The organism is Serratia marcescens (genome assembly GCF_001902635.1).
GTDB lineage: Bacteria > Pseudomonadota > Gammaproteobacteria > Enterobacterales > Enterobacteriaceae > Serratia > Serratia marcescens_F.
In genome coordinates, this window is the sequence record NZ_MJAO01000004.1 from 222,944 (window position 1) to 249,273 (window position 26,330).

A 26,330-nucleotide genomic window follows, 5' to 3' on the forward strand; every position below is an offset into this window, starting at 1 on the left:
GGTTTATTTAAATTCGAATAATTACTTTACTGAATAAATAAAATTCATCCGGTTGATATCAATAACCAGAAGGATCGGCGCTGCCCGCTCCTTCCGCTATGGCACGCCCGCGTGTGGGCGCGGCGTGTGGTCAGGAAAAATAAGAAAAGCGCCAGATTGCGCCATCATCTGCCACAAGGACTACACCTTATGCTGTTACGATTCAGTCAGTTAACTCCCCACAAAGGCGCCGAACTGAGCGCGATAGAACATGCTGTTCCGATGATCGTTTTCTCACCCGACGGCGCGGTATTGCGCGCCAACGATCTTTTTCTCAGCACGCTGGGATTTCAGCGTGATGAAGTGATTGGCCAGCATCACCGTATTTTCTGCGATCCGAACTATGTCGCCAGCCCGCTGTATCGCAAACATTGGGAAACGCTGAATAATGGTCAGCCCATCACGGACAATATAAAACGCATCGCGAAAAACGGTGAGGCGGTGTGGTTGCAGGGCACTTACGCGCCGGTGCTGAACAAACAGGGCAAGGTGGTGGAGATCGTCAAGATCGCCAGTGAAGTGACCGAGCGAGTGACGCAGGCGCAGGAGCATCGCAGTTTGCTGGCGGCGCTGAATCGTTCGATGGCGATGATCGCCTTCACGCCGCAGGGCACCATTCTCAGCGCCAACGATAACATGCTGGCGCTGATGGGCTATCGGCTGGAAGAGGCGTGCGGGCAATCGCATGCGGTGCTGTGTTCGCCGGCGTTCGCCGCTTCCGACGACTATCGCCGGCACTGGCAGCGCCTGGCGCGCGGTGAGTTTATCACCGGGCGTTTTGAGCGCATCAACCAGCGCGGCGAGCGGGTATGGCTGGAAGCCAGCTACAACCCGATCCTCGACAACGAAGGCCAAGTGGTGAAGGTCGTGAAGATAGCCCAGGACATTACCCGCCTGATGCAACAACAGCAGCACGAAGAAGAGATGGTGCGCAACGCCCATCATCTGTCGCTTGATACCGATCGGCAGGCCGCGCAGGGCGCCGTCATCGTGCAACAGGCGGTGAAGGGCATGCAGCAGGTCGAAGCGGCGGCACGCGAAACCTCGGAAGTGATCACCGAACTGGGCAAGTGCTCCCAGCAGATCGGCACCATCGTCGAAGCCATTCGCAAAATCGCCTCCCAAACCAACTTGCTGGCGATTAACGCTTCCATCGAGGCCGCACACGCCGGTGAACACGGGCGCGGCTTCGCGGTGGTGGCCAATGAGGTGCGCACGCTGGCGGAACAGTCGCGCAAGGCGGCGACCGAGATCGAGCGCATGACCAAATCCATTCAGCAAGGCGTGGCGGCGGCGATCGCCGGGATGTCGACCTGCGTTGAACAGGCCGGCGGTGGCGTGGCGCTGACCCACGATGCCGGTGAAGTCATCAACCAGGTCAATGTCGGCATGCACGACGTGGTGAAGCTGATGCAGGCGTTTACTTCGGTGAAGCAGGGCGACGCGCTGCACTGAGTTTCTGTGGCGCCGGTTCCGCAGGGGCCGGCGTTTTGGTCTTATCGCCGACTTGCGCGCCGTTGAGCTGCGGTTCAATCTCGACGGCCTATGCTATCCTTAAATATGAACGAACGTTCGTTCATTAATCGCTATCGATTGTTTGACGGCGCCAGGCGCCGCCTTCACCGCTTCAGGAGTTGCCGATGGGAAACCGAGAAAAGATTGTCGACGCCGCGCTGCACAGCTTTACCCATAAGGGGTTTCATCAGACCAGCATGCGGGACATCGCCCAGGCGGCGGGCGTCAGCGTCGGCAACCTCTACAACCACTTTGCCGGCAAGGAGGCGCTGATCGGCGAGATCGCACTGCTGGAAAACGGCGTCTTCGCCGAGTTCGCCGCCGGGTTGCGTGCCGCAGGAGGGCGGCCGAAACAGGCGCTGTCGGCCTTTTTTAGCGCCTATCATGCCTTTGTCGCCGAACCGGCCAATGTGCAGCTGTCGGCGGAGATCGTGGCGGAGGTGGCGCGTAATCCGGCGTTGGCCGCACAGTTCAGCGCCAACCAGCGGCAGTTGCTCGAAGCGCTGGCGGCGGTGATCGCCGACGCGCAGCAAACCGGTGAGATCGCGGCAGCGATAGCGCCATTGCAGCTCGCGCAGCTGATGCTGGACGTTATCGAAAGTCAGGCCTGGCGGCAGGCGATCTTTGCGTCGCGCTCGCCGGAGGATACCACGCCGGTTCAGCTGCTGGAGCAACTGCTCTACCGGCATCAATGAGCAATGAGCGAGGTCGATATGCTGCACGTAGAGCTTTACCGCGAATCTTACCGTCTGCAAACGGCGGCGTTGATCTACGCCGCCTTCTGCGACAAGTTTCAACGCGCGCGCCGCCTGAGCCCCCGGCAGCAGTGGCGTCTGTTTTATCAGCTATGGAGCTGGAAACAGAGCGGCGGCAGGGAGCGCAGCTTCGTCGTGAAACGGGATGAACAGGTGGTGGCGGCCTTTGCCCTCAACGCCGCCGACGGTGAAGGAAACGCCGGGCTGCGCCCGCGCGAATTGCCGATCTGGCGACTGTGTCGGCGCTACGGCTGGCTGAACTTTTGGCGCATGTATCTGCAAATTGCGGTGTTGCACCACGCCCCGGCGGCCGATGAGCTGTATCTCTCTTACCTGGCAGTCGCTGAGAGCCAGCGCGGCAAGGGGGTGGGGAACTGGCTGTTGCAGTGGATGGACGACTACGCCGCCGGGCCGGGCGCGGGCCGGCGCCTGAGCCTGCACGTCAGCCGGCGCAACGTCGACGCGCAGCGCCTGTATCAGCGCTGCGGTTTTCAGGTGCGGTGCGAAGAACATTACGCCTCGTTGGGGCTGCTGTTCGGCCAGGCCGACTGGGTGTTGATGGAAAGACGCAGCGGGGAGGCGGCGTGCGTAAAATAGGGCTATGCATTGGCGTGCTGTTGCCGCTGGCGCTCGGCTGGGTGATTTACGCCAACGATTTTCGCTTTGACGCCGAACCGATCGCGGTGACCGCGGGCGGCAATCGGCTGACCGGTACGCTGGTGCTGCCGAAGCATGCGCCGGTCAAGCCCGGCGTCGTGGTATTCGTGCACGGCGATGGGCCGGCCAACGCCAGCCGCGATGAAGGCTACTACGGCATTTGGGAGGCGATGGCGCAACAGGGCTACGCGGTTTTATCCTTCGATAAGCCGGGCGTTGGCGGTTCCGGCGGCAACTGGCTGCATCAGACCATGGCCGACCGCGCGCGGGAAACCGCCGATATCATCGATTGGGCCAGGCGGGACGGGCGCTTTGATGCACGCTGCGTGGGGCTGTGGGGCACCAGCCAGGCGGGGTGGGTGATGCCGGAGGTGGCGCGTTTGCGCCCCGACATCGCCTTTACGCTGGCGTTGGCGCCGGCGATCAACTGGCTGCGGCAGGGGCGTTACAACACCCGGGCGGCGATGGCGGCGGCGGGGGACGATGAAGCGCTGATCCAGGCGCGCGAGGCGCACTGGCGGCAGATCCAGACGCTGCTCGAACAACCGGACGGTTACGCACAATACCGCCGTGAGTATGGTGGCGCCGCATCGTTGAGCGCCGACCGCTGGCGCTTTATTCGCGCCAACATGGCCAGCGACGCGACGGCGGGATTGCGCTATTTCAAAACGCCGATACACCTGATACTGGGCGGGCGCGACGTCAATGTGGACGCGGATGAAACCGAGCGCGTTTATCGGCGGATGATTCCGGCTTCGCTGTTGACGGTCACGCGCATCGAAGCGGCCGATCACATGATGGTTAAACCGCTGTTCGCCCGCCATCCGTGGCTGATCAACGTGGTTGGCCTGTTTGCGCCGCGCTCGGTGCAATATGACGCCTACCGGCGAGACATCGCGGATTTTCTGGCCGCTCAGCCCTGCGGCCAGGGGCGCTGAACATGGTGAGGGTGAGAATGACGATCGGAGGCAAAGCATGAAAGCGGCGGGCGCGCGGCGCACCCGCCGTTAAGCGGTCGGGATCAGGACACGTGCTGCAGGAACTCCTGCAGGCGCGGGCTTGGCGGGTGGTTGATCAGATCGTGCGGGTTGCCGTCTTCGGCAATCCGGCCCTTGTCGATAAAGATCAGGCGCGACGCCACTTTTTCGGCAAAGCCGACTTCGTGGGTGACGATGACCATCGTCATGCCTTCCTCGGCCAGATCCTGCATCACCTTCAGCACTTCGTGGCGCAGCTCCGGATCGAGCGCGGAGGTCGGCTCGTCAAACAGCATCATTTTCGGCTTCACCGCCAGCGCGCGCGCGATCGCCACACGCTGCTGCTGGCCGCCCGACAGCTCGGACGGATAGTGATGGGCACGCTCCGCCAGACCGACCTTGGCCAGCAGCTCGCGCGCCAGCTTTTCCGCATCGGACTTCTTCGCGCCGCGCACGCGGATCGGGCCGAAGGCGACGTTTTCCAGCGCCGTCAGGTGCGGGAACAGGTAGAACTGCTGGAACACCATGCCGGCTTCCTGGCGGATCAAGCGATCGTCCACTTTCGGATCGTTGGCTTTCAGGCCATCGACGATCAGATCGCCGCTGGTGACCTCTTCCAGCTTGTTGATGCAGCGCAGCAGGGTGGACTTGCCGGAGCCGGACGGCCCGATGATCACCACCACTTCACCTTTGTCGATCTTCAAATCGATGTTGTGCAGCACCTGGGTTTGGCCAAAATGCTTGGAGACGTTTTTAAATTCAATCACAGGATTTTCATCCTTCTTTCCAGACGACGCAGCACGAAGCTCAGCACCAGGGTAATAATCAGATAGATAACCGCCACGGCGCTCCAGATTTCCAGCGCGCGGAAGTTACCGGCAATAATTTCCTGCCCCTGACGGGTCAGTTCCGCCACGCCGATCACGATGAACAGCGAGGTGTCTTTGATGCTGATGATCCACTGGTTACCCAGCGGCGGCAGCATGCGGCGCAGCGCCAGCGGCATGATGACGTAGCGAATGGTTTCGCGGCGCGACAGGCCGAGCGCCAGGCCGGCTTCGCGGAAGCCGTTATGGATAGACAGCACCGCGCCGCGGGTGATTTCCGCGATGTAGGCGCCGGAGTTGATCATGATGGTCACCACCGCCGCGGTGAACGGATCGATGCGCAAGTCGCTGAATGCCATCGGCAGGGCGAAGTAAATGAACATCACCTGCACCACGATCGGCGTGCCACGGATCACTTCGATGAACACCAGCGCGATATGGTTGGCGATCCAACCGCCGTAGGTACGGGCAAAGCCGGCGACGAGGCCGATGATCAGGCCGCCAATCAGACCGAGGACCGAAATCCACAGGGTCATTTTGGCGCCTTCTAACAAGATAGGAATGGCGGGCCAGATGGCGCTCCAGTCGAACTGCATGATATTTCTCCCGGTGATCCCAAACGTGGGTATCAGATACAACAAAGCGCAGGGGGTTAAGCGACCCCCTGTGCTTAAGTTAATAGCTTGCCAAATTCACAGCTTACTTAGGTTCGGTGCCGAACCATTTCTTGTAGATCTCGTTATAGGTGCCGTTCGCGCGCAGGGTTTTCAGCGCGCCGTTCACCTTCTCGCGCAGCTCGTCGCTGCCTTTAGGGAAGGCGATGCCATACTGCTGTGCTTCCAGCGAATCGCCTACGGTTTTGAACTTGCCGGCGCCGGCCGTCTTAATGAAGTATAGGATGTTTGGCGTGTCGTGCAGCACCGCATCGGCGCGCTTGGTGCCCAGCTCCATGTAGGCGTTGTCGATGTTAGGGAACTGACGCAGATCCTTGGTTTTGATGTGCTGCTTGGCGTAGTCCACCGAGCCGGTGCCGCTCTTCACCGCCACCACTTTACCGTTCAGATCGTCGATGCTTTTCACGCTGTTGTTGTCGGCGTTGACCATCACCAGCAGGCCGCTTTTGTAGTAGCCGTCGGAGAAGTCGATAGCTTTCTTGCGTTCATCGGTGATGGTGATGCCGGCCAGTGCCAGGTCGACGTTTTTGGTCTGCAGCGCCGGAATGATGCCGCCGAAGTCCATCGGCTTCAGGGTGTAGTCCAGCTTCAGCTCTTTGGCGACGGCGGCCCACAGATCGATATCGAAACCGACGTATTTGTCGCCTTGCTTGAACTCGAAAGGAACGAAAGCGGTGTCGGTGGCGACCACCAGTTTGTCTGCTGCGTGGGAACTTACGGCAAAGGCCAGAGAGAGTGCGGCCAGGGAGACTTTAAAAATCGACTTCATGAGAGGAATTCCTGTACAGGTTGCGGATTACCCATTTTTTATATTGCAGTTGGTGCCATGAAAAAATCGTGCCATGTTTTCAACTACTATAAAAACAAAGAGTTACTGCGTGATGTTGTGCCGACAAGGCGAATTGTTATGGGTGTGCACCAAACTGAGGCACCGAAATGGTGCGTAAGAATTATCTTGGTGCACGGGGCTATCATTAACCAAATTTTGGCTGTGAAACAACCGATCTTTAACGTTTTTGCTTCAATATTGATAACTAACTCTAACTTTCATGTCGCGCTGACGGTGCAAGCGGGGGCGTGGGCGGTGAAAAAGAGCAGCAGATAATGCTAGCGCAACTGGCTGTCTTTGCTGCCGCGCCGGTTGTACAGGCTGGCCGCGGCCTGTTTTTTATCTTGCTCGGCTTGGCAGGCGAGGCAAAAGCGCACGCCTTTCAACGCCTTGCGGCGTGCCTCGGGGATCGCCTCCCCGCATTCCTGACAATAACGTTCGCTCTCGCCGTGCCCGAGCGCTTCACGCGCGCGCTGCACCGCATCGTCGACGGTGGAATCGATTTGATCTTGCACGGCGCCGTCCGCCGCCCAGCCGCTCGCCATCATGACCTCCTTGCAAGGTTGCCTTAACGCTTAATATGGTCCGTTTTTTGTACAATGCAACGGTCGCGCAAAAGAAAACAGACCGGGCAAAGCCCAGCCTGTTCTGCCCGGAACGACGGGCGGTCTGCAACGCTTTCGCGTTATTCGATATTGGATTCGATGAACCACAGGAACTTGTCCAGATCGCGCGAAGCGGCGGTGAACATGTCGGCGGTGTCTTCGTCTTCCACTTCGGTAATGGCTTTTCGAATGTCATTCGCTACCGCGCCGTAGCGATCGGCCAGCGCTTGCAGGTGCTCTTGCACGCTGTGGATATGCGTCGGGTAGCTTTTCAGCGGCGTCTGATCGTTGACCGCTTGTACCGTACCCAGCGCCACGCCGCCCAGTTGCACCACGCGCTCGGCGAAGGTGTCCTGGTGTTCGATGATGGCAGTGCGGAAGCCGTCCAGCATTTCATGGACCGCGATGAAGTTCGCGCCACGCATGTTCCAGTGCGCCTGTTTAGTGATCAACGAGAGATCGATGAATTGCACGACCTGACGGTTCAGCGCCTTGATGGCGGCCAGTTTGATTTTTTCGTCCAGATCGTTACGGGTATACAGCAGATCAGAAGATTTCGTTTTCACCAGTTTAGCGGTACTCATATCAAATATCCTCTTGATGAGTCGTTGTCCTATTTCGTTACGGGGGTAATTATAGCAGGGATACTCTCTTTTACCGTGCGTAACGGGCTATTTCATTAATAGGTCAGGCCTTATGCTGATATTTTATTTAAATTTATTATTTTAATTAATTTTTTGATTTTCATGCTTATTTTATATTTGTATCGGGTGGTTATTATTTTCTTTCGGGACGATTTATCCCTGTGACGGTATTTTGTTTTTACGCAATGCGTAAGGTTAAATACCTGGTTTGTTACCGTGATGTTAATTTAAAGTCCGTTCATGTTGATAGCGGTAATTGATGCGCTACAGTAGGGGGAATTACCCCTTCTCTTTTTGTCTGCGAGTGATGAAATTAACGTCGTCGGCACCAGCGGCAAAAGCACCCTGGTGCGTGCCGACGCATGGCCAGCAAAAACGAGCTGTGGCCGGGTACCGGCAATCGAGAAAGCGCTTTCTTCAGCCGCGGGTCGTTCGTGCTCTGGACGATCCGCAGCTACCATAGAAACCGACGGAAATACCTGGCGGAGATGGGCGATACCGGGGGCCGTTTCATGCGCTTGCGCTCACCCCGCCAGGGCGCCGATTTTTTACGGACGCTGCCGCAGGCTCACAGCAACAGTCGGTGATGGATCCTGACCACCGCTTTCTTAATCTGCTGCGGCTGCTGCCACAGGCAACCGGTTTTGTGCGGCTCCATCTGGAAAAAGATTGCGAACATGCCGTGCGTCATATGCAGCGTTTGCGGGTGGCGCTTGATATCCAGCAGCAGGAGCTCGCTGTTTTCCGCATGCGGTTGCTCGCGGTGCCAGTCGCCGGCCAGACCGTATTCGATGCGCTCCTCACCGCTGATCAGCAGATGCAGCGCGATGTACTCCTGATGCATTTCGGCGCGCTTCTCCGCCGCCGGCGTGGTGGTCAGCGTCATCACGTCCATAAAGATATTGTCGCCGTCGATCGGGTGCCGTCCCGGCGCCAGTTCGAGCAGGTCGCATTGACGCAATTCGGTAAGGGTTGAAACCAGCGCCGGCGCGAGTCCGCGGCCGAAGCGAGGGTTGAACAGGCTGTTGTGAATCACTGTTATTCTCCATGTGAGCGAAAGTCCAAAGAGCCTGCGGTACAGGCTGAAGGAAAGTATGCCGACTTGTCACGCGGAAAACAGTTAACCCGCCTGCATTCCGGCTTTGCGGTATACAGGCGGGCGGGGATCAGGAAAGGCTTTCGAGGCGCGGTTTGGGGCGGATGGTCAGGGTGGCGCCCATAGAGGCGGCGATGATCGCCGCCAGCGCCAGCCATTGCGCGCGGGTCAGATGCTCGCCGAGGAACAGCATGCCGGACAGCGCCGCCATCGCCGGCTCCAGGCTCATTAAAGTGCCGAAGGTGCGCGCCGGTATCTTGGGCAGCGCGATGATCTCCAGCGAATAAGGCAGCGCGGTGGAGAGGATCGCCACCGCCAGCGCCACCGGCAGAATATCGATGTTGAATAGGGCGCTGCCGGTTTGCCAGGCGCCGATCGGGCAGAACACCAGCGCGGCGATCAGCGAGCCGAGCGCCACCGTGCCGGGGCCGTGATCGCCGCCGGCTTTCTGGCCGAAGATGATGTAGACGGCCCAGCAGGCGCCGGCGCCGAGCGCGCAGGCAGCGCCGAACGGATCGATACCGCCTACGCCGTGGCCGAGCGGCAGCAGGAACCACAGGCCGGCGATCGCCAGCGCTACCCATAAGAAGTCGATCGGCCGGCGCGACGAGAACATGGCCACCGCCAGCGGGCCGGTAAATTCCAGCGCCACGGCGATGCCGAGCGGTACGGTGCGCAGTGAAAGGTAGAACAGGTAGTTCATCGCGCCGAGCGACAGGCCGTAGATCAGCAGCGGCAAGCGACTGCCGGCTGCGATGCGCATGCGCCAAGGGCGGAAGATGATGAACAGAATCAGGGTGCCGATACTGAGACGCAGCGTCGTGATGCCTTCCGCGCCCACGATGGGGAACAGGCTTTTAGCCAACGAGGCACCGCTTTGGATCGACACCATGGCGATGATTAACAGACAGATGGGCAGCAGCGCGGAGGGCGCTCTGCCGGAAGTAGATAACGACATCCTTAACAGGCCTTTTATGCGCCGTTCCTCAGCCTTGAGAAAACGGTCGAAATGGGGATGCGAGCAGTGTAAATGAAATGGCGAAAATCTGTCTGAGAAAAGCGTGCATCGCGGTGAAATCCGCCGATCCTCGGATGAGAAGTGAGGGGTTTGTTCAAAAAGTGCGCTTTTTCTTAAGAATTATCTGGATATTAAATGGGTGATTTCTGTCACAGAAAGCCGTAGAATACGACCGAAAATAGAGCGAAAAGAAGAAGATACACTGTTCTTGAAATCTTCTGTTACACGATATAAAGCATTAGACACTGATTTCAGGGCAGAGTTTCACGCTAATTTTTGTTATATTTTCAAAGCATGAACAAATGGATGTACTTAATAATAAAACGCGTTTGAGGTGGTTATGAAAAAAATTGCATGTCTTTCCGCAGTAGCAGCTTGCGTATTAGCAGTTAGCGCAGGTACCGCATTCGCTGGTCAGAGCACCGTATCCGCTGGCTATGCGCAGGGTGATTTCCAAGGCGTTGCTAACAAAGCCGACGGTTTCAACCTGAAATACCGTTACGAGTTCGACAACAACCCACTGGGCGTAATCGGTTCCTTTACCCATCTGGAAAAGGACGGTTCTCAGAACGGTTTCTACAACAAAGCTCAGTACAACTCTATCTCTGCCGGTCCAGCATACCGCATCAATGACTGGGCGAGCATCTACGGTCTGGTTGGCCTGGGTTACGGTAAGTTCACTACCAACGCTCAGAACGGCACTTCTCGTCACGACACCGCTGACTACGGCTTCACCTATGGCGCCGGTCTGCAGTTCAACCCAATCGAGAACGTTGCCCTGGATGTTGGTTACGAGCAGAACCGCATTCGCAGCGTTGACGTTGGCACCTGGAACGTTGGCGTAGGCTACCGCTTCTAAGTGTGTTCGTGCCTGCGGGCATGAACCTGCGGCATGATCTGCCGCACCGATAAAAAATCCGCCTCCGGGCGGATTTTTTTTTATCTGTTATTTGCCGCCACGGCCCGTCGGCTGCATTGAAAAGCGTGCGCTGCGGGCATCGCGCTCATAGCCTTGCGGCTCGGTCAGTAACCCGTACAGTTCGGGGCGTCGCCCATAAATCCAGCGGCGGCCGGTGCTGAGCGGGATAAGCGTCAGGTCGAGATCGGCGCTGACCATCCGGTCTTCCGCCGCCCAGGTTTCCGTTACGATGCGGCCGTAAGGATCGAGGATCATCGCGTTGCCGGTGCGTATTTCATCGTCATCGCGGCCCACGCCGTTGCTGAACAGTAAAAACAGCCCGTTGTCGTGAGCGCGCGACGGCAGCCAGCGCATCAGCCAGCCGCGGCCGTGTTCGCCGCGAAAGGCGGCTTCTATCGCCTGCGGATCTTCCGCGCGCCGTTGCCACAGCGCCTGCGGGATCGGCTTCATGCCGTGCGGGCTGCGCGAATGGGTGCCGCCGGTCTGGTGCGGGGCGATCAGCACCTCCGCGCCGAGCAGCGCCGTGGCGCGCACATTCTCCACCAGATTGTTGTCCCAGCAGATCAACACGCCCACGCGCACGCCCCAGGGGGTGTCGAACACCGTATAGCGGTCGCCGCTGGCGATCGCCGGGTGCTCGAAGGCGTGCAGTTTGCGGTGCACATGCAGCTCGCCGTCCGGCAGACAAACGGCATAGGCGTTGTAGCAACGGCCGTCGTCGCCCAGCTCGATCAGCCCGACGCCGATCGCCATGTTGTAGCGCTCCGCCAGCGGGCGAATGCGCGCCAGCGAAGGGCTGCTTGCGATCGGCTCCGCCAGCGCGTGCACTTCGGCGTCGGACAGATGGCGCACGTGCCAATAGCCGGTGATGCACATTTCCGGGAAGGCCAGTAGCTGTATCTGCTGCTCGGCCGCCTGAGCGATAAAGCGCTCGATGGTCGACAGGTTGTAGTGCTTATCGTTGGCGCGGTGCTGGAACTGCACCGCGGCGGCGCGTAATGAGGGGGTCATGGTGTCTCTCCGATTGGGGTCTGCGTTGATTACAGCAGGCATATTGATTACTGTATAATCAATTAAATTCCCTATTCGATAACCTAATGGAATGGATATTAAACAACTGCGCGCCCTGGTGGCGCTGGCCGAGCTGGGCAACTATCGGCAGGCGGCGAGCCTGCTGTGCATCAGCCAACCGGCACTGAGCAAGCAAATTAAGGCGCTGGAAACTCAGCTCGACGTGCGGCTGTTTGAGCGCGGCCGACAGGGTGCGGTGCTCACCGCCGGCGGGCAGCGGCTCTACCCGGAAGCACAGGCGCTGGTGGCGCAGTACCGGCAGTTTCAGCGGCGCGCCCGGCGGGTGGCGCTGGGGGAAGCGGGGCGGCTGGCACTGGGGTTTGGTCTCTCCAGCTTTCATTTGGCGCCGCAGCTGGTGGCCGCTTTTCGCCAACGTTTCCCCGAGGCGACGATCGGCCTGGAAGATTTGCCGTCGGAGCGGCAGTATCAGCTGCTGCTGCAAGGAGAGCTGCAGGCGGGGTTCGTGCGTTTGCCGGTCAATACGCCGCTGTGCGGCGTGGCGTTGCTGAGTGATCGGCTGGTGCTGGCCGCGCCGAGCGCGCTGTCATTGCGGGCCGACGATCTGATGGTGCGTTTCAATCAGCTGCCGCTGTTGCAGTTGACCCCTAAACGCGGGCGCGGGCTGAGCGATCAGTCGCTGCGGTTTATCGCCGCTCACCGGTTGACGCCGAACGTAGTGCAGCAGGCCGGCGATATCCAGACGCTGTTGGCGTTGGTCGCCGCCGGCGTGGGCGTCGCGTTGTTGCCGCACAGCATTACGCATATCGCGCCGGCCGGCATCGATATTTTACCGCTGAGCGGCGAGGAGACGGAGTGGCAGGTCGGTATCGCCTGGGACCCGCAACGCGCCGACGCGCTGCGGGACAACTTCGTTCAGACGGCGTTGGCGGTGCAACGCGGTTAGGCGATCACAGCGGGCAATGCATCACCACGATCGGGCTCTGATGGTACTCGCTGCGGTGGCTTTCGCTGAAACCGATCTTTTTCGCCAGCGCCAGCGAAGCCTGGTTTTCAGGCGAAATGATGCAGACGGTTTGCTCCTCCGGCAGGTGCGTTTTACCCCAGGCCAACGCCGCCCGCAGCGCCTCGGTGGCGTAGCCTTTGCCGTGCGCCGAGCTCACCAGCGTCCAACCCATCTCCGGCGCGTCGAGCGCCGGGGTGATGTCGCGCAGGAAGTTGGAGAAGCCGATGCTGCCGAGGTACTCGCCGCTCAGTTTGTCTCGCACCGCCCAATAGCCGTACCCCAACAGTGCCCAGTGGCCGACATAGCGCATCAGGCGCCCCCAGGAGTCCTCCCGGTCGCGCGGCGTGCCGCCGATATAGCGCACCACCAGCGGATCGGCCCACAGAGCGGCCAACGAGTCGAAGTCGTCCAGCGTGTGCGCGTCCAGCCGCAGGCGTTCGGTAATAAGCGTTGGCGCGGTGTTGATTACGGTCATTTTGCTGCTCCTGCACAGGGTGAAAGGCGATGAAAAACAACGGCGCTCAGTATGCCAGAGAAATCACACCGCCAGCCACAACAGCCAGGTGAACAGGAAGCCGCTCAGGCCGAGCAGGGTGGTCAGCACCGTCCAGGTCTTCAGACCGTCGGCCACCGACAGCCCCAGATAGCGCGTAACGATCCAAAAGCCGGAGTCGTTAACGTGGGAAAGCCCCAGCCCGCCGAAACAGGTCGCCAACGTCACCAGCACCAGCTGCAGCTGATTCAAGCCGCTGACCGCTTCCGACAGCAGGCCGCCGGTGGTCAGGATCGCCACGGTGGCGGAGCCCTGCGAAGCGCGCAGCGCCAGCGAAATGATAAAGGCGGCGGGCACCAGCGGCAGGCCGATGGCCGTCAGCACCTCGGCCAGCGCCTTGCCGACGCCGGATTCCACCAGCACCTTGCCGAACACGCCGCCCGCACCGGTCACCAGGATCACCACCGCAGCGGTCGGCAGCGCGGCGCCCATCACGTCGCCGGCATGCTGCAGGCTCCAGCCGCGGCGCAGCGCCAGGAAGTAGAAGGCCAGCAGCAGGGCGATCATCAGCGCCACCGCCGGTGAACCCAGCAGCGACAGCGTATCGCGCAGCCCCGAACCTGCCGGCAACAGCGTGGCGGAGACGGTGCCGAGCATGATGATGGCGATCGGGATGACGATCAGCGCCGCTACCAGCCCGGCACCGGGTGGATTGATGCGATCGCTGAGCGGCGCTTGATCTTCCGGACGCGGTTCCGGCGCCGCCAGTTGCAGTTGCTCCAGCACCTCGATTGATAACGGATAGGTTTTACGGTTGAGGTAGTTGGCGGCGAAATAGCCGATCGCGCCGACCGGAATACAGATGGCGAGGCCGATAATGGTCAGCCAACCGATATCGGCGTTGAGCAAGCCGGCGGCGGCCACCGGGCCGGGGTGTGGCGGCAGCGCAACGTGTACCGTCAGCATCACGCCGGCCATCGGCAGGCCGAACTTCAGCGGCGACACCTTGGCGACCTTGGCGAAGCCGTAGATAATCGGCGCCAGAATGATAAAGCCGACATCGAAGAACACCGGAATGCCGAGGATGAACGCGGCGAGGGTCAGTGCGGCGACGGTGCGTTTCGGCCCCAGCCCCTGGCTGAAGCGCTGCGCCAGCGACTCGGCGCCGCCCGAGTGTTCTATCATGCGGCCGAGCATTGCCCCCAGGCCGATGATGATGGTCACCGAACCGAGCACGCCGCCCATCCCGGCGGTCATTACTTTCATCACTTCGCCGGTCGGAATGCCGCTGGCCAGCGCCACCAGCAAACTGACCACCAACAGCGCGACAAAGGGTTGCACCTTCGCCTTAATCACCATCAATAACAGCAGCACCACGCCGAGTACGGCAATCAGCAACAGCAGAGAGGTAGACATGAAAAAGCCTTTCGTTGGGTAAGCGTTGGGCACCGCGATCGCCGTGTGGCGATACGGGTGCGTTTCATTGTTATAAAGTGGGTTTCCTGGTGTCGGCGTGTGGCGTTAGCGGTAAGGCTGCAGCCAGCCGAGCCCGGCGGCGGTGTCCCCGCGCGGCCGGTATTCGCAGCCGATCCAGCCCTGATAACCGAGCGCGTCCAGTCTGTCGAACAGCCACGGATAGTTCAGTTCGCCGGCGTCCGGCTCGTGACGATCCGGCACCGAGGCGATCTGGATATGCGCGTAGCGCCCGGCCAGCGTCTCCAGCAGCCCGCTGATATTGCCGTCCACTAATTGTGCGTGGAAGACGTCGAACTGAATGAACACGTTCGGTCTGTCGATTGCCGCCACCACCTCTGCCGCCTGATGCTGGCTGGCGAACAGGTAGTCGGGTTTGACCGGCGGACTGAGCGCTTCGATCAGTACTTTGACGCCGTGCGGGGCGAAGGCGTCGGCGGCATAGCGCGCATTGGCGATAAAGGTCTCGAGGTAACGCTGCCGATCCGCGCCCGCAGGCACCACGCCCGCCATCAGATGTACGCAGGGGCAGGCGAGGGCGAGGGCGTAGGCCAGCGCGCGATCGATATCGGCGCGCGCATCCTGTTCGCGCCCCGGCAGCGCCGCCAGCCCCCATTCGCCGGCGGCGGTATCGCCGGGCGCGGTGTTGAACAGCACTTGTTGCAGGCCGTGTTCGCGCAGCTTATCGGCCAGCAGATCGGCGGGATAATCGTATGGGAACAGGAATTCCACCGCGCTGAAACCCTGTTCGGCAGCGGCGGCGAAGCGCTCGAGGAAAGGTACCTCGTTAAACATCATCGATAAATTGGCGGCAAATTTAGGCATGGTTCAGCTCCGTAATTCGGCAATTTCATCATCGGTCAAATAGCGGATCGGACGATCGCCGAGGGTGAAGATCAGCCGCGCCGCATCTTCCATCTCTTCGGTATTGTCCGCCGCCGCTCGCAGGTCTTTGCCGGTGACCACCGGCCCGTGGTTGGCTAGCAAAAAGGCGCGGTGGGTCGGTGCCAGGCGGGCCAGATCCTGCGCCAGCCTTTCGTCGCCAGGGCGGTAATAGGGCACCACCGGCACCTTGCCGACGCGCATCACCACATAGGGGGTGAACGGCTTGATGGCGTTGTCGACGTCCAGCCCCTGCAGGCAAGAGAGCGCCGTGAGGTAGGTGCAATGCAGGTGCACCACCGCTTTACATTCCGGGTTGTTCAGATAGAGCGCCCGGTGAAAGCTGATCTCTTTCGACGGCTTGTCGCCGGACAGCCAGTCGCCGTGCAGGCTCACTTTAGACAGGCGATCGGCCTGCAGCTCACCCAGGCAGGAGCCGGTCGGCGTCGCCAGCAGCGTGCCGTCCGGCAGCAACAGCGAGAGGTTGCCGGCGGAGCCGGTGGCGTAACCGCGTTGGAAAAACGAGGCGCCCAGGCGCACCATCTCTTCACGCGCCTGCTGTTCGAGGGTCATGGTCATACCGGAAACTCCGTTTGCGCGCGCGCGAAGAAGGCTTCATCGCCAAAATTGCCTGATTTCAATGCCAGGGAAATGGCCTGGTCGCTGGCGCGCACCCAGGGAACGCCGGGGGAAATGCTGGGGCCGATATGGAAACCGCGAATGCCCAACGCCTGTGTTACCACGCCGGAGGTTTCGCCGCCGGCGACGATAAAGCGGCGGAATCCCAACTGGCGCAGTTGCACCACCAGCTCGGCGAACAACGCCTCCACCGCCTCGCTGGCGGCGCTACCGTATTGCTGTTGCGTTTGCTGCAGCGCTTCCGGCGCTGCGGTAGCGTAGACCAGCGGGGCAAGCGCCCCCCCGGCGTGGCGCTGCGCCCAATGTGCCAACTCGGCGGCGTAGGCGGCGCGCGTCTGCGAATTGAGACAGCGGCCGACATCGATGGCCTGCGCCGCAGCGCGTGCGCGGTAGTGCGCCACCTGCCGGTTGGTCATCACAGAACACGAGCCCGACAGCACCGCCGCTTTTTCGCCCTGCGGCGCGCCGGCCGCTTCTGCCGATTGTTCGCCGCCCTGTGCCCATTGCCGCGCCAGACCGATAGCCAGGCCCGAACCGCCGGTCACCAGCTTCATCGTTTTCAGCGCTTCACCCTGGGTGAGCAGATGCCGTTCGTTGAGCGTATCCAGCACCGCGTAGCGCACGCCTTCCTGCGCCAAGTGCCGCAGTTTCGCGCTGACCGCCTCGGCGCCGCGGTCCATTTCCGCCGCCGCCACCAGGCCGCAGCGCCCGGTAGCCTGGGATTCCATCAGTCGCAGCAGGTTGCTGTCGGTCATGGGCGTGACCGGATGATGCCGCATGCCGGATTCAGACAGTAGCTGTTCCCCGACGAACAGATGCCCCTGATAGACCGTGCGGCCGTTTACCGGCAGCGCCGGCGAGACAACCGTGAAATCTTCCCCCAGCGCGGCGAGCAGGGCATCGGTCACCGGGCCGATATTGCCCCGTGCGGTGCTGTCGAAGGTGGAACAGTATTTGAAGTAGAACTGGCGGCAGCCCTGTTTTCGCAGCCAGGCCAGCGCCTGCAACGATTGTTCGACCGCCTGCTCTGTCGGGCAGGAGCGCGATTTCAGGCTGATGACTATCGCCTGAGCGTTTACCGGCGTTTCATCTTGCGGCACGCCGTTCAACTGCACCGTCGGCAGGCCGTTTTGCACCAGAAAACTGGCAATGTCGGTCGCGCCGGTAAAATCATCCGCGATTACGCCGAGCAGCATCAGAGCGCCTCCTTTTTTTGCGGCAAATCGATGCCGGCAAAGATTTTGATCACCGCACTGTCGTCTTCTTTACCGTAACCGGCGTTGCTGGCGGCGGTAAACATGGTGAAGGCGGTGGAGGCCAGCGGCAGCGGGAAGTGCAGCGCTTTGGCGGTATCCGTCACCAGCCCCAGATCCTTGACGAAGATATCCACCGCCGATTTGGGTGCATAGTCGCCGTCGACCACGTGGCGCATGCGATTTTCGAACATCCAGGAGTTGCCGGCGGCATGGGTGACCACGTCATACATGACGTCCAGCGGGATGCCGGCGCGGGCGGCCAGCGCCATGGCTTCCGCCCCGGCGGCGATGTGCACCCCGGCCAACAGCTGGTGGATGATTTTCACCGTTGCCCCCAGGCCGATTGCCTCGCCGATACGGTAAACCTTGCCGGCGATGGCGTCCAACACGGGTTGCAGACGCGCGAAGGCGGCGTCGGCGCCGGCGGCCATCACCGTCATCTGACCTTCCTCGGCCTTGGCCGCACCGCCGGAAACTGGCGCATCCAGCATCGGTAGCCCGTAGGCCTGCAGCCGTTGCTCGATCTGTTTGGCGTCGTCGGCGGAAATGGTCGAAGAAATCATCACCGCGGTGCCCGGCTTGAGTTGTGGTGCCAGGCCTTGCTCGCCGAACAGGATCTGCTTCACCTGTGCGGCGTTCACCACCAGCAGCAGTACGGCGTCCAGCTCGGCGGCGAAATCGCACGCGCTGGGTGCCGTTTGTTTCGCCCCGGCCTGTTGCAGCGCCGCCAGCGCCTGCGGATTAAGGTCTGCCCCGTAGGTGGTCAATCCGGCGCGGAGGCAAGAACGTGCCGCGCCCATGCCCATCGCGCCCAGCCCAATGATGCAAATGGCATAATTACCTGGGTGTGTCATAATGCACTCCTGTTAATTTTAGTGATAATTTGTTTTGTTGTGTTAAATGTAAGCGCTTGTCGGTCGTTTATCCGCGATCGTTATCACAATAATTAACAATGCGTGAGGCGAATGCTCCGCATGGTTTCTGGCCAGCGTTAAGCTTATTTTTCTGTTTTTAAAGTGGTTTATGCTTGCTTGATGTCACTGTGTGCGCCGTCACGCCGCGAAAAATTAAGGCTATCGGCGAACGAAAATTGACGTAAAATCACAATTATTATCACCGCAGCAACGAGAGGGAACCGTGATACCTGTAGAACGCCATCAACAAATTCTTGCGCTGGTATCCGAACGCGGCGTCGTCAGCATCGCTGAACTGACCGAACGGCTGGGGGTTTCGCACATGACGATCCGCCGTGACTTGCAAAAGCTGGAAGAGCAGGGCGCGGTGCAGTCGGTATCGGGCGGCGTGCAGGCGCCGGAGCGGGTGGCGAGCGAACCTTCGCACCAGGCCAAAGAGGGGATGTTCAGCCGGCAGAAAACCGCCATCGGCCAGTTAGCGGCGCGGCAAATTCCCGCCAATAGCTGCATCTATCTGGATGCCGGCACCACCACGCTGGCGCTGGCCAAACAGATCGGTGAGCGTGACGATTTGACGGTGGTGACCAACGACTTTGTCATCGCCGGATTCCTGATCGAACACAGCCAGTGCAAGATCATCCACACCGGCGGCACCGTGTGCCGTGAAAACCGCTCCTGCGTCGGCGAAGCGGCGGCGCAGGCGCTGCGCGGCCTGTTTATCGATCTGGCGTTTATCTCCGCGTCCTCCTGGAGCATGCGCGGTCTGTCGACGCCGAACGAAGACAAGGTGATGGTGAAGAAGGCCATCGTCGAGGCCAGCCGTCGCTGCATTTTGCTCAGTGATACTTCGAAGTACGGCAAGGTCGCGACCTACCTGGCGCTGCCGATCGCCGCCTTTGACGCCATTATTACCGACGAGGGGTTGCCCGCCGCGGCGCGCGAGGCGATTGAGCAAGCGGGGATCGCGTTGCTGACGGCAGGGGCTGAGGGGTAAACCCGAACCGGTATTGATGCCAGGCTTCAGCGGTGAATCTTCTTCACCGCCGCCGCGGTTTTCAGCCATGCGGCTCGATTAACGCGGCGGAATGGCAAAGCGGAAGCAGGCGCCGCTTTGCGCTTGCTCGATCAGCTGAATGTCGCTGCCGTGCAACTGCAGAATGCGCCGCACGATCATCAGACCCAATCCACCGGAAGGGCGCCGGGCACCGCTCAGGATCGACGGCCGCACAAACAAATCGGCGCGCAGCGCCTGCGGAATGCCGGGGCCGCTGTCGCTGACCTGCACCATCACCTGATCTTCCTGCCGCCACAGCCGCACGCCGATGTCGCCGCCGGGCGGCGTATGGCGAATGGCGTTGTCCAGCAGGTTGGTCAGCACCCGCTCAATCAGACTGAGATCGGCGAACACCGGCGGAATGCCGGGGGCGATGTCGGCGTGCAGCCGCTGGTTGCGCGCCTCCGCCGCCAGCTCGAACTTTTGGAACACGTCCTGCAACAGTTCGCTGAGGGAGAAGGGCTCTTTTTGCGGCTTCACCACGCCGTACTCCAGCCGTGCCAGTTCAAACAGCTCCTGCGCCAGCTTGCCGACCTTGCGGCTCTGCGCCAACGCAATCTCCAGATAGCGCTGCCGATCGGCTTCGCTCAGGGCGGCGGCCTTGACCGACAGCGTTTCCAGATAGCCGTGCAGCGAGGTGAGTGGGGTGCGCAGATCGTGCGAGACATTGGCGATGAATTCACGCCGCAGCCGATCCTGCTGCGCCAGCGTTTGCCACTGCTCGGCAAGGCGCTGTGCCATGCGGTGGAAGGCCTGCTGCAGCTGGCTGACTTCATCGCGCCCGGCCTGTACCGCCGGCAGCGCCGCGTAGGCCTGCACCGCCTCGATGCCGCCGTTGTCCAGCGCGTTGACCTGTCGGGTCAGGCGACGGATGGGGCGCGTCACCCAATAAAACGCGAAACCGCCGGCGAGCAGGCTGAACAGCACCATCACCCCGGAGGTCCACAGCGCCATCCTGACCGCAGAGTTGAACTGGGCATTGCTGGCCAGCGCCGTGTACTCTTCGCCGAGCAGCACCACGTACAGATAGCCTTCGATCCGGCCATCAACCTTTAGCGGCGCGACGCTGAACACCTTGCGCCCATCCGCGCTGCGCGGATCGTCGCCATACACCGGCATCTGCGCCCCATCGAGCAGCGCCTGCAGCGGCGGCAGCGCGACCCGCTGCCGTTGCAGATGCCCGGCCGGCGCGGCGTTGCCGATAATCGTGCCCTGTTTGTCGAGCAGGTAAACCTCAACGCTGGGATTCACCGCCATCAGCTGATCGAATAGGGTATGCACCGCCTGCGGATCCGGCCCGTTCACCCCCAGCAGCGGATTGCTGTCGGCGATATGCTGCGCCAGGTTGCCGGACAGGCGCTGGATCACCGCCTGGCTGTACTGGGTGCTGCTGCGCACCTGCATCCAGCCGGAAAAGGCGCAGCCGATGACGATCAGCAGCGCGAAGATCAGCGTGAGGCGTTGCGCTAACGTAAGGTTTTTCATGGCTCACTCTTGCGGCGCGGCCGCGAATTTATAGCCCATGCCCCACACCGTGAGGATGCGCTCGGGTTCCGCCGGGTTGCGCTCGATCTTGATGCGCAGCCGGTTGATATGGGTGTTGACGGTGTGCTCATACCCCTCGTGCTGATAGCCCCAGACCTGATTCAACAGGCTCAGGCGCGAGAACACCTGGCCCGGGTGGCGGGCGAAAAAGTACAGCAGATCGAATTCGCGCGGCGTCAGCTCGACCGGCTGCTGGTGCAGGTGCACCTCGCGGGCGAGGGGATCGATGGTCAGATCGTTGAAGCTGAGCACGCCGGCGTCCAGGCGCAGGTTGCGGCTCATCGCTTCCTGGCGGCGAAACAGCGCCTTGACCCGCGCCACCAGTTCCAGCATGGAAAAGGGTTTGGCCAGATAGTCGTCGGCGCCCAGCTCCAGCCCCAGCACGCGGTGTACCTCGCTGGAGCGCGCGCTGGTGATGATGATCGGTGTGTAGCGCGTCATGGTGCGCGCCCGGCGGCAAATCTCCAATCCGTCTACGCCCGGCAGCATCAGATCGAGGATCAAGGCGTCCCAGCCGCCCTGTTCCAGCATCGCCATGCCCCGGTTGCCGTCGGCGGCGTGGCTGATGGTGTAACCTTCGTCACGCAGATGCAGCTGCAGCAGCTCGGCGATGTCGCCGTCGTCCTCGACGATCAAAATTCGTTTTGGCTTGTCCATTCTCGTTACCGCTGATTGCCCGATTCTCTCTGAAGTCTACACAACCCCCACCGGCGGAGTTATCACATTTTATTTAACTTTGCGTGAGGCCTTGGGGAACAAATCCGGGGAATACTCGGCGTATCGCCTCATTGGCCGCAGGAGTTCGCATGAGCCTCACCCTCACCCCGGAACAACGACAGACGGTACATCCGCTGTGGTTGCGGCTGACGCATTGGCTGAATGCGCTGGCGATGCTGATCATGGTGACCAGCGGCTGGCGTATCTACAACGCCTCGCCGCTGTTCAACTTCAGCTTTCTCAATGAGCTGACGCTCGGCGGCTGGCTGGGCGGCGCGCTGCAGTGGCACTTCGCCGGCATGTGGCTGTTCGGCGTCAACGGGCTGTGTTACCTGCTGATCAACCTGGTCAGCGGGCGTTTCAAACGCAAGTATTGGCCGCTCAGCCCACGGCAGTTTCTCGCTGATTTGGGCGCCGCGCTGCGCGGCAGGCTGCAACACGCCGATTTGCGCCATTACAACATGGTGCAACGTGTGGCCTATCTGTCGGTGATGGTCATCGGCGTACTAAGCGCGTTGTCCGGGCTGGTGCTGTGGAAATCGGTGCAGTTTCCGCTGCTGCGCACGTTGCTCGGCGGCTATGAGGCGGCGCGCTATATCCACTTTTTCGCCATGTCGGCGCTGGTGGCCTTCGTCGTGATCCATCTGGTGATGGTGGCGCTGGTGCCCCGAACGCTGTTGGCCATGCTGCGCGGACGTTAAGGAGTTCACGATGGAAAAGGATAAACGGATCATGACGATCGGTGAAGGGCAGGCGATCGTCAAAGAAGCGCAGCGGTTGTTGACCGCGTCGTCGCGCCGCCGCTTTCTGCGCAACGGCTTGACGCTGGGCGGTATCGCCATGCTCACCGGCTGCGATCTCAGCGACAACGCCAACGTCGAACAGGCGCTGAGCCGGATCTCTCGCTTCAACGATCGGGTACAGGGCTGGCTGTTCAGCGGCGATCGCCTGGCGCCGGTCTACCCGGAGTCGATGATCACCCGGCCGTTTCCGTTCAACGCTTTCTACGCCGAGGAGGAGGCGCCGGACATCAACGGCGACGACTACCGGCTGGAGGTGGCCGGGCTGGTTCAGGACAAACGCGCCTGGAGCCTGCCGCAGCTGCATCGGATGGCGCAGGTCAGCCAGGTGACGCGCCATATCTGCGTCGAGGGCTGGAGCGCCATCGGCAAGTGGGGCGGCGTGCCGTTTGCGACCTTTCTCAACGCGATCGGGGCGGATCTGAGCGCCCGCTACGTTAGCTTCAAATGTGCCGACGGCTACTACACCAGCATCGACATGGCCACCGCGCTGCATCCGCAGACGATTATCGCACTGACCTATGATGGCCAGATCTTGCCGCGCAAGTACGGCTACCCGATGAAGCTGCGCATGCCGACCAAACTGGGCTACAAGAATCCGAAACACATTCAGGTGATCGAGGTCACCAATCGCTTCCCGGGCGGTTACTGGGAAGACCAGGGTTACAACTGGTTTGGCGGCAGCTGAGGTGGCCGCCGGCCATTCTCCGGCACCCCGGTGCCTTTGACATGACGGAAGGAAATACCATGAAAAAGTTATTCGCAATGATGATGTGCAGCGCGCTGATGCTGGGTGTGGCCGGCGCCAACGCCGCCGATGGCATGAGCAAAGACGCGATGAAAAAGGACGGCATGAGCCAGATGTCGCACGACGGCATGGCCAAAGACGGCATGAAGAAAGAGTGCATGGGCAAGGACTGCATGAAGAAAGACAAGATGGGGAAAGACGCCATGAAAAAGGATGGCATGGCGAAAGACGGCATGAAGAAAGACGAAATGAAGAAGGACGCGATGGGGCACTAAGCCGCCGCATCCCGCGGCCGCAAGCGGCAGGCCCGCTGTGGCTGCGGGCAACATAAGGAGAGGGGATGATGCAGGCGACATGGCTGCGGCGCTTTCAGCGCTCGAACGGGGACATTATCGTTATGCGCGCGGCGCTGGTGGTGATCTTCGCCGCCTTCGGCTACGCCAAGTGGTTTGATTACGAGGCGCAGGGGCTGGTGCCGCTGATCGGCAACAGCCCGCTGCTGAGCTGGATGCATCAGGCGTTCGGCATCCGCGGCGCCAGCTATGCGCTGGGCGTCGCCGAATGGAGCTTCGGTTTGCTGCTGCTGGCGGGATTCTGGTCGCGGCGCCTGGGATTGCTGGGGGCGATCGGTTCGACGGTGACCTACCTGACCACGCTGACGCTGATCTTTTCCACGCCCGGCGCTTGGGAACCTTCCGCCGGCGGTTTTCCGGCGATGGCCGGGGCCACCAGCTTTTTAATCAAGGATCTGGTGTTGCTGGCCGGTTCCCTGGCGCTGCTGAAAGCCGACTTGCCGGCCGAGCAGGCATAAAAAAGGGCGTAGCCTGGCTACGCCCTCTCGTTATTTATCGACCGTCACATATCCGGGAAGGTCAGGGTGCCTCCCGGCGCTTCGCGATGAATGTGCAGGAAGTTCAGGTGTTTCTCGTACTGGTCGAGGATATCGCCAATCACCTGTTCCTTGCTGTAGTCCATCAGGTCATTACCCTGGGTGCCTTCCATCAGGAAGGTTTCCAGCCGGTAGTAGTGCGATTTACCGGAGCGGGCACGGTAGGTGAAACCCGGCACCGAGTAGCGCATCGGCCAGATCTGATAGATGAAATTCTGTTCCTCGCCCAGATGCACCAGCAGCTCCAGGTGGTTCAGACGTTCGTCTTCGGTCGGCGGCACTTCGCTGAACTCCACTTTCGCGCCGCGCAACTCCAGCTCGCGCGCCACGTCCTGCATCGCCGGGCGGCAAACCTTATCCAACATTTTCTGCGTGTACTGGGTGCCCGGGTAGTTCATCACCCGCGACAGGCGCTGTTTCCAGTTGAGCACGTCGTGGCTGGAGACCGGCACCGGCGCCAGGGTGCTGAGCGCGCTGGCCTTGCGGTAGTCTTCCACCCGCAGCGATTTATACAGCCCGGCCATCACGAAGAAGATCACGAAGCTGAACGGCAGACCCATGATCACCGTGGTTTTTTGCAGCGCCGGCACCCCGTCGGTCATCAGCATGCCGATGGTCAGCAGGCCGATGGCCACCGACCAGAAAATCCGCAGCCAGTTCGGCGCATCGTTATTGATGTCGGCCAGGCGCGAGGTGAAGTTGCCCAGCACCAGCGAGCCGGAGTCCGCCGAGGTGACGTAGAACAGCAGGCCGGTGATGGTGGCCACCGAGGCGCTGAAGGTGAAGCCGGGGTATTGCGCCAGCAGGCTGTAGAAGCCGCGCTCCGGGAACTGTATCACTTCCTGTGCGAACTCGGCGTTGCCGTGAATGATCTGGTACAGCGCGCTGTTGCCGAAGATAGACAGCCACAGCAGGGTGAACACGAACGGAATGATCAGCGTGCCGACCACGAACTGGCGAATGGTGCGCCCGCGCGAGATGCGCGCCAGGAACAGGCCGACGAACGGCGACCACGCTACCCACCAGGCCCAGAAGAACAGCGTCCAGTTGTTCATCCACTCCACCGGCCGATCGAAGGCGAAGCTGTTGAGCGTCATGCCCATAAAGCGATTGACGTAATCGCCGACGTTGAGCACCAGCGCGTTGAGCAGGAACTCGGTGTCGCCGAAGAACAGCACGAACAGGATCAGGCCCAGCGCCAGCAGCACGTTCAGCTCGGACAGGATGCGGATGCCCTTGTTGACGCCGGAGGTGACCGAGATGGTGGCCATGATCACCGACAGCAGGATCAGCGAGCCCTGCACCGTCAGGTTTTCCGGGATCTCGAACAGCACCTTGAGGCCGTAGTTGAGCTGCACCACGCCGATGCCCAGCGTGGTGGCGATGCCGAAGATGGTGCCGAGCACCGCGGCGATGTCCACGCTGTGGCCGATCGGGCCGTTGATGCGCTTACCGAAGATCGGGTACAGCGCCGAACGGATAGTCAGCGGCAGATTGTAGCGATAGCTGAAGTAGCCGAGGGCGATGCCCATCAGCGCATACATCGACCAGCCGGTCAGACCGTAGTGGAACAGCGTCCAGACCATCGCCTGGCGCGCGGCTTCCAGCGTTTGCGCGTCGCCTTCCGGCGGCATCATGTACTGGGTCACCGGCTCGGCGACTGAGAAGAACATCAGGTCGATGCCGATGCCGGCGGCGAACAGCATCGCCGCCCAGCTCATCAGGCTGAACTCCGGTTTGGACTGCTCCGGCCCGAGCTTGATCGAACCGAAGCGCGAAGCGGCGATAAACACCACGAACACGATGTACAGCGTCGCCGCCAGCAGGTAGTACCAACCGAAGGTGGTCGACACCCAATTCAGCGTGCGGGTGATCCACTGCCCGGAGAAGTCGGTGAAAAAGATGGTCATCAGCGAGAAGGCCAGGATCAGCCCCGCCGAGGTGAAGAAAACCACAGGATTGAGGCGGTCCTGCTGCGGTTTGGAGGAGGTTTCGCGTGTTGTCATCGTCATCCTCTGAACTGAGTAAAATCGTGCCGCTCCGCATTCTGGGGCGCGCCGAGGCGCACCCGGAAAACGGGCGAATGAAGGCGGCGGCCGTCTCCGTAGAGGAGGGCCTGAATGATGCCGCTTTCGCCTGTTAATGAAGCGCCGGCGCGCTTCGCGGCGGGAACCGCTTACAGCCACTGATTTTGGTCAGATTCGTTAATTACCTCACAAAAATCAGCCAGTTCCACAACCAGATAGTACAAATTTTTAACCAGGCGGCAATAAAATATATGCAATTTTTATTGAACGTTCAATCAAAAAAAAGTTTAATAGTCCGCATGA

At 60.8% G+C, this 26,330-nt stretch carries 29 protein-coding genes; 12 read left to right on the top strand and 17 right to left on the bottom strand.

Features of this window, described 5'->3' with window-relative positions; genetic code table 11:
- Positions 1–189 precede the first annotated feature (189 nt).
- The 4 genes from BHU62_RS05625 (at position 190) to BHU62_RS05640 (ending at position 3,904) form a co-directional block, all read left to right on the top strand.
- Positions 190–1,494 (top strand): methyl-accepting chemotaxis protein, encoded by a 1,305-nt coding sequence (locus tag BHU62_RS05625; protein WP_073529597.1) that lies wholly within the window; start codon positions 190–192, stop codon positions 1,492–1,494.
- Between the two features lie 185 nt (positions 1,495–1,679).
- Positions 1,680–2,249, top strand: coding sequence for a TetR/AcrR family transcriptional regulator (locus tag BHU62_RS05630; protein WP_073529598.1), 570 nt, complete (start codon positions 1,680–1,682; stop codon positions 2,247–2,249).
- A gap of 3 nt (positions 2,250–2,252) precedes the next feature.
- Positions 2,253–2,906, top strand: coding sequence for a GNAT family N-acetyltransferase (locus BHU62_RS05635; RefSeq protein ID WP_236720640.1), 654 nt, complete (start codon positions 2,253–2,255; stop codon positions 2,904–2,906).
- Positions 2,894–3,904, top strand: coding sequence for an alpha/beta hydrolase family protein (locus BHU62_RS05640; protein WP_073529599.1), 1,011 nt, complete (start codon positions 2,894–2,896; stop codon positions 3,902–3,904). The genes BHU62_RS05635 and BHU62_RS05640 overlap by 13 nt, the downstream gene beginning before the upstream one ends.
- An 83-nt stretch (positions 3,905–3,987) precedes the next feature.
- On the opposite strand, the gene glnQ is transcribed toward BHU62_RS05640, so the two are convergent.
- From glnQ to dps, 5 genes are all read right to left on the bottom strand, one after another.
- Positions 3,988–4,710, bottom strand: coding sequence for a glutamine ABC transporter ATP-binding protein GlnQ (gene glnQ / locus BHU62_RS05645; RefSeq protein WP_004939230.1), 723 nt, complete (start codon positions 4,708–4,710; stop codon positions 3,988–3,990).
- On the bottom strand, positions 4,707–5,366 hold the full coding sequence (gene glnP / locus BHU62_RS05650) for a glutamine ABC transporter permease GlnP (RefSeq protein ID WP_019454487.1): 660 nt from the start codon (positions 5,364–5,366) through the stop codon (positions 4,707–4,709). The genes glnQ and glnP overlap by 4 nt, the downstream gene beginning before the upstream one ends.
- 103 nt (positions 5,367–5,469) lie before the next feature.
- Complete coding sequence (gene glnH, locus BHU62_RS05655) at positions 5,470–6,213, bottom strand: glutamine ABC transporter substrate-binding protein GlnH (protein WP_038880498.1); 744 nt, start codon at positions 6,211–6,213, stop codon at positions 5,470–5,472.
- Between the two features lie 338 nt (positions 6,214–6,551).
- Complete coding sequence (locus BHU62_RS05665; RefSeq protein ID WP_073529601.1) at positions 6,552–6,818, bottom strand: DksA/TraR family C4-type zinc finger protein; 267 nt, start codon at positions 6,816–6,818, stop codon at positions 6,552–6,554.
- 140 nt (positions 6,819–6,958) lie between these two features.
- Entirely contained in the window at positions 6,959–7,462 is a 504-nt protein-coding gene (dps, locus tag BHU62_RS05670; RefSeq protein WP_073529602.1) for a DNA starvation/stationary phase protection protein Dps, read from the bottom strand.
- A gap of 422 nt (positions 7,463–7,884) precedes the next feature.
- On the opposite strand from dps, the gene BHU62_RS05675 reads away from it, so the two are divergent.
- Positions 7,885–8,109, top strand: coding sequence for a hypothetical protein (locus BHU62_RS05675; protein WP_236720645.1), 225 nt, complete (start codon positions 7,885–7,887; stop codon positions 8,107–8,109).
- Here BHU62_RS05675 and nanQ read toward each other — a convergent pair.
- Positions 8,091–8,558 (bottom strand): N-acetylneuraminate anomerase, encoded by a 468-nt coding sequence (gene nanQ, locus BHU62_RS05680; protein WP_073529603.1) that lies wholly within the window; start codon positions 8,556–8,558, stop codon positions 8,091–8,093. The two genes, BHU62_RS05675 and nanQ, sit on opposite strands and share 19 nt — an antisense overlap.
- A 130-nt stretch (positions 8,559–8,688) precedes the next feature.
- The gene (rhtA, locus tag BHU62_RS05685) at positions 8,689–9,576 is read right to left on the bottom strand and encodes a threonine/homoserine exporter RhtA (RefSeq protein ID WP_073529604.1); all 888 of its coding nucleotides are present in this window, start codon (positions 9,574–9,576) and stop codon (positions 8,689–8,691) included.
- A gap of 400 nt (positions 9,577–9,976) precedes the next feature.
- On the opposite strand from rhtA, the gene ompX reads away from it, so the two are divergent.
- The gene (gene ompX / locus BHU62_RS05690; RefSeq protein WP_073529605.1) at positions 9,977–10,495 is read left to right on the top strand and encodes an outer membrane protein OmpX; all 519 of its coding nucleotides are present in this window, start codon (positions 9,977–9,979) and stop codon (positions 10,493–10,495) included.
- Between the two features lie 87 nt (positions 10,496–10,582).
- Here the strand turns inward: ompX and BHU62_RS05695 are convergent, their stop codons facing one another.
- Positions 10,583–11,566, bottom strand: coding sequence for a nitrilase family protein (locus BHU62_RS05695; RefSeq protein WP_073529606.1), 984 nt, complete (start codon positions 11,564–11,566; stop codon positions 10,583–10,585).
- A gap of 91 nt (positions 11,567–11,657) precedes the next feature.
- Between BHU62_RS05695 and BHU62_RS05700 the strand changes: the two genes are divergently transcribed.
- Positions 11,658–12,530 (top strand): LysR family transcriptional regulator, encoded by an 873-nt coding sequence (locus tag BHU62_RS05700; RefSeq protein WP_073529607.1) that lies wholly within the window; start codon positions 11,658–11,660, stop codon positions 12,528–12,530.
- A 4-nt stretch (positions 12,531–12,534) separates the two neighbouring features.
- Here the strand turns inward: BHU62_RS05700 and BHU62_RS05705 are convergent, their stop codons facing one another.
- The 6 genes from BHU62_RS05705 to ltnD all read right to left on the bottom strand — a co-directional run bounded on the left by BHU62_RS05705 (position 12,535) and on the right by ltnD (position 18,187).
- Positions 12,535–13,065 carry a GNAT family N-acetyltransferase gene (locus tag BHU62_RS05705; protein WP_073529608.1) on the bottom strand — a complete coding sequence of 177 codons (531 nt, stop codon included), beginning with the start codon at positions 13,063–13,065 and terminating at the stop codon, positions 12,535–12,537.
- Between the two features lie 63 nt (positions 13,066–13,128).
- Positions 13,129–14,499, bottom strand: a complete 1,371-nt coding sequence (locus tag BHU62_RS05710; RefSeq protein ID WP_073529609.1) for a GntP family transporter — start codon at positions 14,497–14,499, stop codon at positions 13,129–13,131.
- Positions 14,500–14,604: 105 nt separating this feature from the next.
- Entirely contained in the window at positions 14,605–15,381 is a 777-nt protein-coding gene (locus BHU62_RS05715) for an HPr family phosphocarrier protein (protein ID WP_073529610.1), read from the bottom strand.
- A 3-nt stretch (positions 15,382–15,384) separates the two neighbouring features.
- Positions 15,385–16,017: an aldolase gene (locus BHU62_RS05720; protein ID WP_415915701.1), complete on the bottom strand. Its 633-nt coding sequence runs from the start codon at positions 16,015–16,017 to the stop codon at positions 15,385–15,387.
- Positions 16,014–17,273, bottom strand: coding sequence for a 3-oxo-tetronate kinase (otnK, locus tag BHU62_RS05725; RefSeq protein ID WP_078062024.1), 1,260 nt, complete (start codon positions 17,271–17,273; stop codon positions 16,014–16,016). Before otnK ends, BHU62_RS05720 begins: the two co-directional genes overlap by 4 nt.
- On the bottom strand, positions 17,273–18,187 hold the full coding sequence (gene ltnD / locus BHU62_RS05730) for an L-threonate dehydrogenase (protein ID WP_073529612.1): 915 nt from the start codon (positions 18,185–18,187) through the stop codon (positions 17,273–17,275). The genes otnK and ltnD overlap by 1 nt, the downstream gene beginning before the upstream one ends.
- Positions 18,188–18,470: 283 nt before the next feature.
- On the opposite strand from ltnD, the gene ygbI reads away from it, so the two are divergent.
- A complete protein-coding gene (gene ygbI / locus BHU62_RS05735; RefSeq protein WP_073529613.1) occupies positions 18,471–19,241 on the top strand; it encodes a DNA-binding transcriptional repressor YgbI in 771 nt (256 codons plus the stop codon).
- A 78-nt stretch (positions 19,242–19,319) separates the two neighbouring features.
- Here the strand turns inward: ygbI and BHU62_RS05740 are convergent, their stop codons facing one another.
- A complete protein-coding gene (locus tag BHU62_RS05740) occupies positions 19,320–20,786 on the bottom strand; it encodes an ATP-binding protein (protein WP_073529614.1) in 1,467 nt (488 codons plus the stop codon).
- A gap of 3 nt (positions 20,787–20,789) precedes the next feature.
- Positions 20,790–21,503, bottom strand: coding sequence for a response regulator transcription factor (locus tag BHU62_RS05745; protein WP_073529615.1), 714 nt, complete (start codon positions 21,501–21,503; stop codon positions 20,790–20,792).
- Between the two features lie 149 nt (positions 21,504–21,652).
- Between BHU62_RS05745 and BHU62_RS05750 the strand changes: the two genes are divergently transcribed.
- From BHU62_RS05750 to BHU62_RS05765, 4 genes are all read left to right on the top strand, one after another.
- Positions 21,653–22,264 carry a cytochrome b/b6 domain-containing protein gene (locus tag BHU62_RS05750; protein WP_073529616.1) on the top strand — a complete coding sequence of 204 codons (612 nt, stop codon included), beginning with the start codon at positions 21,653–21,655 and terminating at the stop codon, positions 22,262–22,264.
- Positions 22,265–22,274: 10 nt separating this feature from the next.
- Positions 22,275–23,051, top strand: a complete 777-nt coding sequence (locus BHU62_RS05755) for a molybdopterin-dependent oxidoreductase (RefSeq protein WP_073529617.1) — start codon at positions 22,275–22,277, stop codon at positions 23,049–23,051.
- A 59-nt stretch (positions 23,052–23,110) separates the two neighbouring features.
- Positions 23,111–23,386: a pentapeptide MXKDX repeat protein gene (locus BHU62_RS05760; RefSeq protein ID WP_073529618.1), complete on the top strand. Its 276-nt coding sequence runs from the start codon at positions 23,111–23,113 to the stop codon at positions 23,384–23,386.
- A 65-nt stretch (positions 23,387–23,451) separates the two neighbouring features.
- Entirely contained in the window at positions 23,452–23,922 is a 471-nt protein-coding gene (locus tag BHU62_RS05765) for a YkgB family protein (RefSeq protein WP_073529619.1), read from the top strand.
- Between the two features lie 44 nt (positions 23,923–23,966).
- On the opposite strand, the gene BHU62_RS05770 is transcribed toward BHU62_RS05765, so the two are convergent.
- On the bottom strand, positions 23,967–26,006 hold the full coding sequence (locus BHU62_RS05770; RefSeq protein WP_073529620.1) for a choline transporter: 2,040 nt from the start codon (positions 26,004–26,006) through the stop codon (positions 23,967–23,969).
- Between the last annotated feature and the right edge of the window lie 324 nt (positions 26,007–26,330).

Coding starts and splice junctions, on each gene's coding strand:
- BHU62_RS05700 (WP_073529607.1), top strand. CDS start 11,658: ATGGATATTAAACAACTGCGCGCCCTGGTGGCGCTGGCCGAGCTGGGC.
- rhtA (WP_073529604.1), bottom strand. CDS start 9,576: ATGTCGTTATCTACTTCCGGCAGAGCGCCCTCCGCGCTGCTGCCCATC.
- BHU62_RS05675 (WP_236720645.1), top strand. CDS start 7,885: ATGGCCAGCAAAAACGAGCTGTGGCCGGGTACCGGCAATCGAGAAAGC.
- BHU62_RS05665 (WP_073529601.1), bottom strand. CDS start 6,818: ATGGCGAGCGGCTGGGCGGCGGACGGCGCCGTGCAAGATCAAATCGAT.
- BHU62_RS05740 (WP_073529614.1), bottom strand. CDS start 20,786: ATGAAAAACCTTACGTTAGCGCAACGCCTCACGCTGATCTTCGCGCTG.
- BHU62_RS05635 (WP_236720640.1), top strand. CDS start 2,253: ATGAGCGAGGTCGATATGCTGCACGTAGAGCTTTACCGCGAATCTTAC.
- ltnD (WP_073529612.1), bottom strand. CDS start 18,187: ATGACACACCCAGGTAATTATGCCATTTGCATCATTGGGCTGGGCGCG.
- BHU62_RS05760 (WP_073529618.1), top strand. CDS start 23,111: ATGAAAAAGTTATTCGCAATGATGATGTGCAGCGCGCTGATGCTGGGT.
- glnP (WP_019454487.1), bottom strand. CDS start 5,366: ATGCAGTTCGACTGGAGCGCCATCTGGCCCGCCATTCCTATCTTGTTA.
- glnH (WP_038880498.1), bottom strand. CDS start 6,213: ATGAAGTCGATTTTTAAAGTCTCCCTGGCCGCACTCTCTCTGGCCTTT.
- BHU62_RS05695 (WP_073529606.1), bottom strand. CDS start 11,566: ATGACCCCCTCATTACGCGCCGCCGCGGTGCAGTTCCAGCACCGCGCC.
- BHU62_RS05770 (WP_073529620.1), bottom strand. CDS start 26,006: ATGACAACACGCGAAACCTCCTCCAAACCGCAGCAGGACCGCCTCAAT.
- BHU62_RS05710 (WP_073529609.1), bottom strand. CDS start 14,499: ATGTCTACCTCTCTGCTGTTGCTGATTGCCGTACTCGGCGTGGTGCTG.
- BHU62_RS05720 (WP_415915701.1), bottom strand. CDS start 16,017: ATGACCATGACCCTCGAACAGCAGGCGCGTGAAGAGATGGTGCGCCTG.
- dps (WP_073529602.1), bottom strand. CDS start 7,462: ATGAGTACCGCTAAACTGGTGAAAACGAAATCTTCTGATCTGCTGTAT.
- BHU62_RS05630 (WP_073529598.1), top strand. CDS start 1,680: ATGGGAAACCGAGAAAAGATTGTCGACGCCGCGCTGCACAGCTTTACC.
- BHU62_RS05715 (WP_073529610.1), bottom strand. CDS start 15,381: ATGCCTAAATTTGCCGCCAATTTATCGATGATGTTTAACGAGGTACCT.
- BHU62_RS05745 (WP_073529615.1), bottom strand. CDS start 21,503: ATGGACAAGCCAAAACGAATTTTGATCGTCGAGGACGACGGCGACATC.
- BHU62_RS05765 (WP_073529619.1), top strand. CDS start 23,452: ATGATGCAGGCGACATGGCTGCGGCGCTTTCAGCGCTCGAACGGGGAC.
- otnK (WP_078062024.1), bottom strand. CDS start 17,273: ATGCTGCTCGGCGTAATCGCGGATGATTTTACCGGCGCGACCGACATT.
- BHU62_RS05625 (WP_073529597.1), top strand. CDS start 190: ATGCTGTTACGATTCAGTCAGTTAACTCCCCACAAAGGCGCCGAACTG.
- BHU62_RS05705 (WP_073529608.1), bottom strand. CDS start 13,065: ATGACCGTAATCAACACCGCGCCAACGCTTATTACCGAACGCCTGCGG.
- BHU62_RS05755 (WP_073529617.1), top strand. CDS start 22,275: ATGGAAAAGGATAAACGGATCATGACGATCGGTGAAGGGCAGGCGATC.
- ompX (WP_073529605.1), top strand. CDS start 9,977: ATGAAAAAAATTGCATGTCTTTCCGCAGTAGCAGCTTGCGTATTAGCA.
- BHU62_RS05750 (WP_073529616.1), top strand. CDS start 21,653: ATGAGCCTCACCCTCACCCCGGAACAACGACAGACGGTACATCCGCTG.